Here is a 10,846-nt window from a genome sequence, read left to right on the forward strand (position 1 = left end):
GGCGATGCGGCGTTCCGACTAGCCCCCTCGCCACAGGTCGTTCCCACAATGGAGTCGGGAGGACGGGTTTACTTGCCAGGTGTCAGGGTCAATCGCGTCTTGCCGTATGCCTTGTCAAAGTTCTGCGGTTGCATCGGCAGGCTCATGTATTGCCCCTTCAGCCATGGATCAATGCTGTCGAGGTAGTGCGGGCTCGCCGGATTGCCAGACTGACCGGTGCTGTTCTGCCCCATCAGTGGCTCTGCCTGGCTGAAGTCCACGATAAAGCGCATGGCCGGCGCCAGCGTCGTATTGAAGTCCTGACCCCAAGTGAAGGCCGCCGTGTTCAGCGTCGTGTGATCGCCGCCGGCCGCGAGTGGACCGCGCACGGTCTGGCCGCTGGCATTCTTCCATTCATAGCGGTGCAATTTGCCCCACTGCCAGGCTTTGTGATCGCCGCCCAATTGACTGTCACCGGCGCTGATCGCCGCCGCCAGACTGCGGGCGAGGATCGCCGGCTTGTCTTCTTTCTGCGGTGTGCGAGCGTCATCCCAGAACGGACTGTCTTCACGGCCCAGCAAGTGATCGGCCTGCGCCGCATAGGACAACTTGCCGTTGGCGATAAAGGCTTTCCACGCCGGGCTGCTTTCCGGGCCCAGTTCGTCGAGGAAGATCTGTTTGGTGCTTTCCTGGAGGAACAGCTCGTAGATCGCCGCATCCGCAGAGGTCGGGCTGAGTTTGCCGTCGAAGGCCATCAAACGGGTGTACGCCTCGCGAGCCTTGCCGCGATCGGCCACCGGCAGTGCTTCAATGGCCTGTTTGAGCGGCTGGGACATGCCCGGTGCTTCAAACATTTTCTTCAGTTTGGCGGCGAACGTCGTGGTTTGGTCGTATTGCATCGCGATCACGCTGCGCGTGTCGTGTTTGCCGACACCCGCCAGTTCGGCCAGGCGTTCGCCACGTTCCGGAGCCGACCAGGAATTGGACAGCTGCATGCCATAGCCATGGGGAATGACCCGCTGGTTGGCGGTGCCGAGCCAGCCCTGGGCCGGGTCCTGGTCATACGGATGGAGCATCGGGTCGGCGTAACCGTCCCAGTCGTAGCGACCTTCCCAGCCCGGCGACGGCAGCAGGCCTTCGCCTTCGCGACGGTTCGGGTAACGCCCGGTGACTTGCCAGCCGATGTTGCTGGCGTCGGCGAACACCAGGTTCAAGGCGATGGCGCGGATTTCACGGCTGGCGTCCGAGGCTTTCTCGACGGTCTGTGCCCGGGACAGGTCGAAAAACGCGTCCAGGGTTTTATCGTCGGTGAAGTTCGGCGTCTGCAAGGCCAGGCCGAAACCATTGGCCAGCGTCGTGCCCTGGGCGCTGTTGAGCAAAGGACCGTGGCGGGTTTCGTACACCACTTCGCGAATCGGCCGCTGGCCTTTGACGAGGTAGGTTTCGTTGCGCGCGATCGCCGGCTGCCATTTACCGCCGACTTCATACGTGAGGCCGTTGCCCTGGCGTTTGATTTTTTCCAGGAACAGGTCCTGGTTGTCGCCCATGACCGAGGTCATGCTCCACGCCACTTTGCCGTTGAAACCGCCGAGCACCATGGGTAAACCGGCAATCGTCACGCCAGAGGCCTGGTACTTCGGTGCGCGAATCTGCACGTAGCTGAACAACGATGGCACGCCCAGCGGGCCATGGCTGTCGCTGGCCAGCAGGCTTTTGCCACTGCGGCTGCGTTGCGGGCCGATGGCCCAGTTGTTCGACGAGGTGGCGCCCAGCAGATTCAGGTCGGACAGTTGCCCGGTGGCTTTGCTGATTTGTGTCAGGCCCGGGATGGCACCATTGAGCTTGATGCCTTGCAGTTTTTCAGCTTCGCCCAACGGCAGCTTTTCGTCGGGGGCGGACGGCGTCAGCCACCCGAGTTTGTCCGTGGTGACGGTCTGGGCCAGCATCAGTGCGTTGATTTCTTCCGGCAGGTTGGCCGACTGACTGAAGTTCAGCAGGCAGAAAATCAGCGCCGAATCTTCCGGTTGCCAGTATTCAGGCTTGTAACCGCTGGCCGCGAGGTCGGCCGGCAGCTTGTCGCGGAAACGGAACAGGTAGGCGTTGACGCCGCGGGCATAGACTTCGAAGAAGCGTTTGAGGCGCGGCGACGATGCTTTATACAACTCGCCCGCGCTTTTCTTCAGATTGATGGCGCGCATGTAGCGGTCGGCGTCCAGCAGGTCCGCTCCAGACATCTCCGACAAACGGCCCTGAGCCAGCAGGCGCAAGGTGACCATTTGCGTGATGCGGTCGCTGGCGTGGACGTAGCCGAGGGCGAACAGGGCGTCGTGGAAGCTGTTGCTTTCGATCAGCGGCATGCCCATGGCATTGCGACGCACCGAAACGTTCTGCGCCAGGCCCTTGAGCGGCTGTACGCCGGTGGTCGGCGGGAGGGTGTCCTGGGTGTTCCAGGTCTGACAACCGGTCAGGCTCAAAACACCGGCCACTGCTGCGGCAACGCCGAACCGGGGAAAAAAATGTGTAAGGGCTGGCGAGGCCATGGCAAAGCTCCTGCGGGGGGTAGCGTCATTAAAGGCGCTACGTTAGTGAGCAGGAGGAGGGCGCGCAAGCGGGGTGTCAGGTTATTTCAGGATTTGTCCGATAAACCAGAGACCGAGATGGCTCTGGTGGCGAGGGAGCTTGCTCCCGCTGGTTTGCGAAGCAGACCCAAAAACCTTCACCGCGTTTTAACAATAAGATGGCGGTTGCAGGATTGGCGACTGCTGCGCAGCCGAGCGGGACGGTGCGGCGATCCGACAAGCTCCCTCGCCACAGAGTTAACGTCGGGATCAGGGTTTTGGTGGGTTGACCTTGGCCGCCAGGGCATAGGCCTTCACCGTCGCCGGTCGGTTCTGGATGTGGTTGAACCAGCGCAGCACGTTAGGGAAGTCTTCCAGGTTCTGGCTCTGCCACTTGTGGGAAACGATCCACGGGTAGATCGCCATGTCGGCAATGCTGTACTTGTTGCCAGCGACAAACTCATTGTTGGCCAGTTGCTTGTCCAACACCCCGTACAGGCGGGCGGTTTCATCAATGTAGCGCTTGATCGCGTAAGGGATTTTCTCCGGTGCAAACTGGCTGAAGTGATGATTTTGCCCGGCCATCGGCCCCAGGCCGCCCATCTGCCAGAACAACCACTGCAGCGCTTGTTGGCGACCGCGCAGGTCCTTGGGCAGGAACTGGCCGGTTTTTTCCGCCAGGTACAACAAAATCGCCCCCGACTCGAACACCGACAACGGTTCACCGCCATCGACGGGCTCGTGATCGACGATGGCGGGGATTCTGTTGTTCGGGGAGATTTTCAGGAAGTGCGGCTGGAACTGCTCGTTCTGGCTGATGTTGATCGGGTGCACGTTGTACGGCAGGCCGGCTTCTTCCAGGAAGATCGAGATTTTGTGGCCGTTGGGGGTGGTCCAGTAATACAGGTCGATCATGAAGTACTCCACATCAAGAGACGTCGTTAGGGTCGGACAGCGACCGCGGGCATCAGGTCGTCCTGTTTGCGTTCGATGGCTTGCCTGTAAGAGGAGGTGATGTTGAAGTGCGTGAAATTCAATGACCTGTTGTGAGAAAAGTCGGCATGGAGCTTAAGACCAACGCAGCACTGATCATCATTGACCAACAAAAAGGCATCCTGCACCCCAAGCTAGGTCGTCGAAATAATCCTCAGGCCGAGGAACGGATTCTCGATCTGCTGGCGTATTGGCGGCGAACCGGGCGCCCGGTGATCCATGTGCAGCACCTGTCCCGTTCACCGGAATCGGTGTTCTGGCCGCAGCAATCAGGCGTGGAATTTCAGGACCGTTTCATGCCACAGGCCGGCGAACAACTGATTCAGAAACAGGTACCGGATGCGTTCTGTGCAACGGGGCTGGAGGCGAGTTTGCGCGCCGCAGGGATCGGCCAGGTGATCATCGTTGGCGTTGCGACCCATAACTCGGTGGAGTCCACAGCGCGAACGGCGGGAAACCTGGGGTTTGACGCGTGGGTGGCGGAGGACGCGTGCTTTACGTTCGACAAGGCCGATTTTTTTGGCCATGCGCACTCAGCCGAGGAGGTGCATGCGATGTCGCTGGGGAACTTGCACGGGGAATATGCAACGGTCGTCAGCTCCGCACAGATTTTGAAGGCTGACTGAATTCCCTGTGGGAGCGAGCTTGCTCGCGATGGCGGTGTAACTGACACATTGATAGTGAATGTGCCGCAGTCATCGCGAGCAAGCTCGCTCCCACAGGGGAGTATGCGTGCACAGAACCCATGTAGGAGCGGGCTTGCCCGCGATAGCGATTCAACCGGCGAAACAGAACTTCGCCCGAAGCATCAAGCGCCGTGGCACTTCTTGAATTTCTTGCCGTTGCCGCATGGGCAAGGGTCGTTGCGGCCGACGTCTTTCAGGGCGTTGCGCACCGGTTCCTGGTGGGCGTGGCCGCAGTTCGGGCCGTGGACATGGCCATGGTCGTGATCATGGTGGTCGTGATGGTCATGATCGTGGTTGCAGTCAGGGCCATGGACATGGGGTTGCTGGGTCATCGGTTTTGCTCCGGAATTAAATCGGCGGGGATTATCACGCCATTGCGCGCCAGGTGCACGTAGTGCGCGATGAATAAACCGGTTTCCATTTCACCTTCCAGGCGATAGGGGATGGGCTGATCGGGTTTTTTCAGCATTTTCACCACGTCCCGAACCTTGGGCCACAGGTTGGTACGGATCGGCACCTTGAAATAGGCACTGCGCTTGGGGCCTACGGTGAACCAGTGTTCATGCTCGCCTTCGGCCAGCAGCAGGTCGCCCAGGTGAATGCGGTATTCGAGGCCGCGCACCGTCAGGTCGCTGTCATTGGGGTTGTCGACGCGAAAGTGCAGGATGAATTTCTGCTCCATCAACTTGGCCCGGACCACTTCCACCTTCACCAGATGCACTTGCGGATCCGGCAGATCGTCGCCGAACCAGGATGCGCAGCCGCTGAGCCCGAGAAACATCAGCAGGGTAAGCATCTGTAACACGCGCCGCTGGGTGGTCATGGTGGCGTTTCCTTGTTGGAGCGAGGCTTGCCCGCGAATAAGGCCCCCGATCCTTCCGGGACATCGCGTAATCGTTCTTCGCGGGCAAGCCTCGCTCCTACAGGTCGGGTAGGCTTCGCCAGCGGCTACAGGGTTTTCCTCAACTGCCGAAATACCCCGCGCAACACTTCTTGAATTTCTGCCCGCTGGCGCACGGGCAGGCATCGTTGCGTCCGGCCTTGAGTGGCACGGTGGGGTCGATGAAGTACCAGTGCCCGGCGTTCTGCACGAACGAGGAGCGCTCGCGGTGGCTGTGTTCACCACCACCGTCATGCCAGCGTGCGGTGAACGTGACGAATGCGTGTTCCGGTTGACCGCCCAATACCTCGGAGCTTTCCACCTCCAGACCCAGCCAGGTGCTTTGCGCGCTCCAGTCGCTGATGGACTGACGATCCAGGCCGGACTGTTGCGCGGGCAGGGTGGTCGCCACCAGATAGTCGATCAGCCCCAGCACATAGGCGCTGTAGCGCGAGCGCATCAAGGCTTCGGCACACGGCGCCGGATGCCCGGCATGGTAATGGCCGCAGCAGGCATCGAGCAGGGTGCCGCTGCCGCAAGGGCAAATGGATGTACTCATTGCGTTACCACCAATATTTCCCGAAGTTTTCCGGATTGGCCCAGAACCGCGCGTTGAGCCAGTCGGGTACCTGTTTGTAGTCAAGCAGATCGTAGGTGAACAGCGTCAACACTTGATCGTCGCGCTGGAAACGTTCACTGGCTTGCAAGGCCAGGGAAAAGAAGTCCGTCTCCTGCCAGCCGCTGGCCGGCAAATCCGCCAGCACCGCAATGCGACTGGCATTCAAATTACGGATCCCGCCTAACAGATTAAGACCATCGCGCTTTGGCAGGTGTTCAAGGCAATCGACTACCAGCGCCAGATCAAAGCGGCGCGACGCCAGTTCGGCCGGCAACGCACCCGGTGCCGCATGCGCCACGCAGCTGTCCGGGTGCGCGAGCTTGAACGCCTCAAGTGCGGGGAACTCGCTGGCGCCGATCAACAACAGGCGCGCGGGGGCGTATCGATCAAGCAAAGCGGCCAACGCCTGCTGGGGCGTGCGCGAAGAAATACCTGCAATCATCAGAGTTCCTCAAGAAGAGCACCAAGACTAGCCTGCCCAAACGTCCGGGCCTAGAGCGGGTTTACGCCAAAATCGGCGAACGGCCGTAAACACAGGGCAAAACAGCAATGGCCTATTGCTGGCGGAGATTAAAACTCCGGTCTTTACTCCCTGAATCGGTTTCAAGCCGATCCCTCAGGAGAAAACTAGATGAGCATAGTTCGGACAGCATTACCCTTGGTTCTGCTAACCAGTGTGTTGACTGGTTGCGCAGGTTTGCAGAAAACCGACTGGCCGACCTGTGCGGCGGTCGGTGGTGTTGTGGGTGCAGGTCTCGGTGCGACCGAGAGCTCGGCGTGGGCGGGGTATGGCGCGCTGCTCGTTGGCGGCACGGCAGCGGCTTATTGCTGGGTTCACGGCGATGGCGACGAAGACGGCGATGGTGTGCCGGACAGTCGTGACAAGTGCCCGGGTACGCCTCGAGGCGTGAAGGTCGATGCCGACGGTTGCCCTCCACCCGTGCCTGCGCCAGTGGTCGAAGAGGTTGTGGTGGTCAAGGAAGAAGTCATTGTCATCCGTGATGTTCACTTCCAATTCGACAAGGCCACACTGACCCCTTCTGACAAAGAAGTACTCAACACAGTCGCTACTCGCCTGAAGCAGGAATCCAGCACCGCCCAGTTGACCGTGACCGGTCATACCGACAGCGTAGGTAGCGATGCCTATAACAAGAAACTGTCGGATCGTCGCGCCCATTCGGTGGTTGAATACCTCATCCAGCAAGGCGTACCCCGCAGCGAATTCGTGTCTGTGACCGGTGCCGGTGAAAGCCAGCCAGTTGCTGATAACAAAACCGCTGACGGCCGCGCATTGAACCGTCGCACGGAAATCAAAATTAACCGTTAAGTCCCTTCCGCTCCGCGGCTTGTGCAGTCGCGGATGCGGGTCTTTACTCCTGTGTAACCGGTATGGGCCGGTAACACAGGAGCTTTCACAATGAGCGTTCTCACAAGGACCGTCTTGCCGGTTCTGCTGCTTGGCAGCCTGTTGACCGGTTGCGCCACTCACAGCGATGGTACCGCCCCTCTCAATCAACGTACCTGGCCGATCTGTAGCCTCATTGGCGGACTGGTCGGCGGAGGCCTGGGCGCGATTGAAAGTGCCGGCTGGGCAGGCGGTGGAGCAGCGCTCGGGATCTTGACGGGTGGCTTGATCTGTTACGCCCAGGATGGCGATGAGGACGAAGACGGCGTTTTCGACCGGCGTGATCGTTGCCCCGATACCCCGGCCAATACACCTGTCGAGCATCACGGTTGTCCGCTGCCGCAGTATCCGGCCAGCGTGAAACCTGCCGAACCTGTGCATTTGGAAGTCATTACCCTCAGTGATGCCGGTGACGTGCTGTTTGCGTTCAACAAATCCGACCTGACGCCCGCCGCGCGCGGTCAGCTGGATGCGCTGATGAGCAAACTGCAAAGCGCCGATGTGGTGAGCGTCAAGGTGATCGGTCATACCGACAGCGTGGGTTCGGATGCTTACAACCAGGCCCTGTCGGAACGCCGCGCCAGCAGCGTGGCGGCCTATCTGTTGAGCCAGGGCCTGGCGCCGAACAAACTCACCAGTGAAGGCAAGGGTGAGAGCCAGCCGGTGGCCGACAACGAAACGGATGAAGGACGCGCGAAAAACCGTCGGGTGGAGTTACACGTTAATCGCTAAACCCCGAAATAGAGCCGTCGGACAACAATTGCTGTTGATCCGACGGCCATTCGGCGGCCTTCATGAAGAATTTTCTATTGCCTCTGGCTTATCCCTCGCGGAAGCCGTTACTGTGCGCGCAAAGAATAATTCTCAACGGGGGGGCGTATGAAGGTGTTTTGGGGGCTGGGGAAGTTGTTGACCCTGCTGTTCTGGCTGGTGGTGCTGGTCAATCTGCTGATGCCGTTTGTCAATCCGCTGCACCTGCTGGTCAATCTGGCTGGCGGCGTGTTGGCGTCTCTTCATCTGCTTGAGGCGGTGTTCTGTTTCCGCAGCCTCCGGGGTCGCGCTCACCCTTGGCGTGATCGCTTGAAGATCTTGTTTTTCGGCGTATTCCATCTGCAAACCCTCCCGGCTCCGACCGCATCGAAGGCTTCCCATGCGTAAACTCTGTCTGCTCGCCGCACTCATCAGCCCATTGGCCTGCGCTCAGGTGGTCAGTGTCGAAACCAATTCGTTGATGCGCCTGCCCAACACCGCCAGCACCTTGCAGCTTGAACGCCTGGAAGTCGCCGATTACGGCACCTTGTTGATTCCTTCGAACGTGACGGAAGTCACCGTCGGCGAATTGCATCTGGGGCGTGAGGCGCGGATCGCCATCGTGCCAAGTGAACAGGCACTGGAATTGAAAGTCAGCCGTGCCGAGTTGTCCGAAGGCAGCCAGATCACGGCTCGCGGGGCGCCGGGGACTTACCTCAAGGCCGCTCGCTCCGGACGCAACCTGAATGTGCAGATCAAGTCGCTGCACGCACCGCAGTTGTCGGTAGACGCTCGCGGTGGCGCGGGCGCGCCAGGTTTTGTCGGCCTCGACGGGGCCAACGGTCAGGCACCGGGTTGCACCTGGGGCCAGGCGGGTCGTGGTGCCGATGGCAGCAATGGCAGTGATGGTCAGCCGGGGGCGCCGGGTGCGCTGGTCAGGCTGGAAGTGCCGCGTGATTATCCGGTGGACCGGATCAAGGTTCAGGTGGCGGGCGGTGCCGGTGGCCTCGCAGGCCCCGGCGGTAAACCGGGCGCCGGCGGCAAGGCCAAGGGCTGCTTCGTGTACGAGGCCGATGGCGGCAAAAGCGGCCGTCCCGGTGTTGATGGCCAGCCGGGGCCTGCGGGCGCGGCGGGGGCGGTGACTGTTCAGCGGTTGTAAGTAATTTCTGAAATGTGTGTCGTCTAGTCGATCGTCTTCGCGGGCAAGCCCGCTCCCACAGGTTTTGAGTCGTTCACAAATGAGTTGAACAGCTCAAAACCTGTGGGAGCGAGGCTTGCCCGCGAAGCTTTTAAAACATCGGACGTGCCGCAGCAATCGCCACCAGCACCAGCCCGACAATCAAATTGATCCCCACCAGTTTGCGAATCTTTCCCAGCGTCGCAGCCCCGGTTGGCCAATCCTGAGCCGCTACCGCCGTGCGCAACTCGGGCAGCAGCAACGCCTGAATCCGGATAAACAGCGCGGTCATCACCACGTACAAGCCCATCATTACCTGCACATAACGCGGCGCGGCCTCAAACCCGGCGTATTGCAGATGAATCATGCCCACGCCGCTGATCGGCAGAAGTACCACCGCGACCCAGACCCAGCGGAAAAAACCTTGAAACACTTCCAGCCACAGCTTCAACCGGGCAGGTCCCTCCAGCGCCTTCATCGCCGCAGGCCGCAAGACCATCCAGGCGAAAAACATGCCGCCCACCCACACCAGGGCGGACAGGAAATGCAGGGTGTAAACGATGCCAAAAGGTGTCATTGAGGTACTCCGTTCTGCGCGGGATTAATTAGCGGGGTATGATAGCGGCCGAACCGAACCACTGAAAATTTATCCAGCGTTTTTTGCGCCCGACAATCCATGATCAGCACCGAACTCAAAACCACGATCCAGGGCGCCTACTCGCGTTTTCTTGAAGCCAAGAGCCTCAAACCGCGCTACGGCCAACGCCTGATGATCGCCGAAATTGCCAAAGTCCTCGGTGACATCGACACCGACGACGAAGGCCGGCGCAGTGGCGACCCTGCGATTGTCGCGGTGGAAGCCGGCACCGGTACCGGTAAAACCGTGGCCTACAGCCTGGCGGCGATTCCCACCGCCAAGGCCGCCGGCAAACGCCTGGTGATCGCCACGGCCACCGTGGCCCTGCAAGAGCAGATCGTCTACAAGGATTTGCCAGACCTGATGCGCAACAGCGGGCTGAATTTCAGCTTCGCCCTGGCCAAGGGGCGCGGGCGCTACATGTGCCTGTCCAAGCTCGACATGTTGCTCCAGGAAGGTCACGCGCAAACCGCCACGGCTCAGCTGTTCGAAGAAGAAGGTTTCAAGATCGAGGTCGATGAGGCCAGCCAGAAGCTCTTCACCAGCATGATCGAGAAGCTCGCCGGCAATAAATGGGACGGCGACCGCGACAGTTGGTCCACCGCCCTGGAAGACGCCGACTGGGCGCGCCTGACCACCGATCACAGCCAGTGCACCAACCGTCATTGCCCGAACTTCGGCCAGTGCGCCTTCTACAAGGCCCGCGAAGGCATGGGCAAGGTTGACGTGATCGTCACCAACCATGACATGGTCCTGGCCGATCTGGCACTGGGGGGCGGGGCGGTGCTGCCAGACCCGCGCGACACCATTTACGTCTTCGACGAAGGCCACCACCTGCCGGACAAGGCCATCGGCCATTTCGCCCACTACACACGCCTGCGTTCCACCGCCGACTGGCTGGAAACCACCGCCAAGAACCTCACCAAATTGCTGGCCCAGCATCCGCTGCCGGGTGATCTGGGCAAGTTGATCGAGCAGGTGCCGGAACTGGCCCGCGAGATCAAGACTCAGCAGCAGTTCATGTTCACCGCGTGCGAGCAGGTCGCCGATTTCAAACCCGGCGAAGACGTCGAAGGCCGCGAGCGGCCGCGTCACCGTTTCGTCGGCGGGGTGATTCCTGAGCACATGCGGGAAATGGGCATCGAGTTGAAGAAGGGCTTCG

13 protein-coding genes are annotated in these 10,846 nt (G+C 60.4%); 6 read left to right on the forward strand and 7 right to left on the reverse strand.

Annotated elements, in window-relative coordinates; translation table 11 throughout:
* Positions 1-68 precede the first annotated feature (68 nt).
* Together K0F88_RS24260 and K0F88_RS24265 are read right to left on the reverse strand one after the other, a co-directional pair.
* Positions 69-2,519, reverse strand: a complete 2,451-nt coding sequence (locus K0F88_RS24260; RefSeq protein WP_219096838.1) for a penicillin acylase family protein — start codon at positions 2,517-2,519, stop codon at positions 69-71.
* 288 nt (positions 2,520-2,807) lie between these two features.
* Entirely contained in the window at positions 2,808-3,452 is a 645-nt protein-coding gene (locus K0F88_RS24265) for a glutathione binding-like protein (protein ID WP_219096839.1), read from the reverse strand.
* 146 nt (positions 3,453-3,598) lie between these two features.
* Here K0F88_RS24265 and K0F88_RS24270 point away from each other — a divergent pair, with 146 nt between their 5' ends.
* Positions 3,599-4,156 carry a cysteine hydrolase family protein gene (locus tag K0F88_RS24270; protein ID WP_094468803.1) on the forward strand — a complete coding sequence of 186 codons (558 nt, stop codon included), beginning with the start codon at positions 3,599-3,601 and terminating at the stop codon, positions 4,154-4,156.
* A gap of 182 nt (positions 4,157-4,338) precedes the next feature.
* Here the strand turns inward: K0F88_RS24270 and K0F88_RS24275 are convergent, their stop codons facing one another.
* The 4 genes from K0F88_RS24275 to K0F88_RS24290 form a co-directional block, all read right to left on the reverse strand.
* Positions 4,339-4,548: an SEC-C metal-binding domain-containing protein gene (locus K0F88_RS24275; RefSeq protein ID WP_007906737.1), complete on the reverse strand. Its 210-nt coding sequence runs from the start codon at positions 4,546-4,548 to the stop codon at positions 4,339-4,341.
* Positions 4,545-5,039 carry an LEA type 2 family protein gene (locus tag K0F88_RS24280; protein ID WP_219096841.1) on the reverse strand — a complete coding sequence of 165 codons (495 nt, stop codon included), beginning with the start codon at positions 5,037-5,039 and terminating at the stop codon, positions 4,545-4,547. Before K0F88_RS24280 ends, K0F88_RS24275 begins: the two co-directional genes overlap by 4 nt.
* 139 nt (positions 5,040-5,178) lie before the next feature.
* Positions 5,179-5,655, reverse strand: a complete 477-nt coding sequence (locus K0F88_RS24285; RefSeq protein ID WP_219096843.1) for a YchJ family protein — start codon at positions 5,653-5,655, stop codon at positions 5,179-5,181.
* A gap of 4 nt (positions 5,656-5,659) precedes the next feature.
* A complete protein-coding gene (locus tag K0F88_RS24290; RefSeq protein WP_094468800.1) occupies positions 5,660-6,157 on the reverse strand; it encodes a DUF6231 family protein in 498 nt (165 codons plus the stop codon).
* A gap of 189 nt (positions 6,158-6,346) precedes the next feature.
* Between K0F88_RS24290 and K0F88_RS24295 the strand changes: the two genes are divergently transcribed.
* The 4 genes from K0F88_RS24295 (at position 6,347) to K0F88_RS24310 (ending at position 9,029) form a co-directional block, all read left to right on the forward strand.
* Positions 6,347-7,042: an OmpA family protein gene (locus tag K0F88_RS24295; protein ID WP_219096844.1), complete on the forward strand. Its 696-nt coding sequence runs from the start codon at positions 6,347-6,349 to the stop codon at positions 7,040-7,042.
* A 90-nt stretch (positions 7,043-7,132) separates the two neighbouring features.
* The gene (locus K0F88_RS24300; RefSeq protein ID WP_094468798.1) at positions 7,133-7,852 is read left to right on the forward strand and encodes an OmpA family protein; all 720 of its coding nucleotides are present in this window, start codon (positions 7,133-7,135) and stop codon (positions 7,850-7,852) included.
* 147 nt (positions 7,853-7,999) lie between these two features.
* The gene (locus tag K0F88_RS24305) at positions 8,000-8,278 is read left to right on the forward strand and encodes a DUF1145 domain-containing protein (RefSeq protein ID WP_094468797.1); all 279 of its coding nucleotides are present in this window, start codon (positions 8,000-8,002) and stop codon (positions 8,276-8,278) included.
* Positions 8,271-9,029, forward strand: a complete 759-nt coding sequence (locus K0F88_RS24310) for a collagen-like protein (protein WP_094468796.1) — start codon at positions 8,271-8,273, stop codon at positions 9,027-9,029. The genes K0F88_RS24305 and K0F88_RS24310 overlap by 8 nt, the downstream gene beginning before the upstream one ends.
* A gap of 130 nt (positions 9,030-9,159) precedes the next feature.
* On the opposite strand, the gene K0F88_RS24315 is transcribed toward K0F88_RS24310, so the two are convergent.
* Positions 9,160-9,624, reverse strand: a complete 465-nt coding sequence (locus tag K0F88_RS24315) for a CopD family protein (protein ID WP_219096846.1) — start codon at positions 9,622-9,624, stop codon at positions 9,160-9,162.
* Positions 9,625-9,723: 99 nt separating this feature from the next.
* On the opposite strand from K0F88_RS24315, the gene K0F88_RS32585 reads away from it, so the two are divergent.
* Positions 9,724-10,846: DEAD/DEAH box helicase (locus K0F88_RS32585; RefSeq protein WP_374039745.1), on the forward strand; the 1,123-nt coding region annotated here is incomplete at its 3' end.

The organism is Pseudomonas sp. UMAB-40, assembly GCF_900095275.1.
Classification (GTDB): Bacteria; Pseudomonadota; Gammaproteobacteria; order Pseudomonadales; family Pseudomonadaceae; genus Aquipseudomonas; species Aquipseudomonas mandelii_B.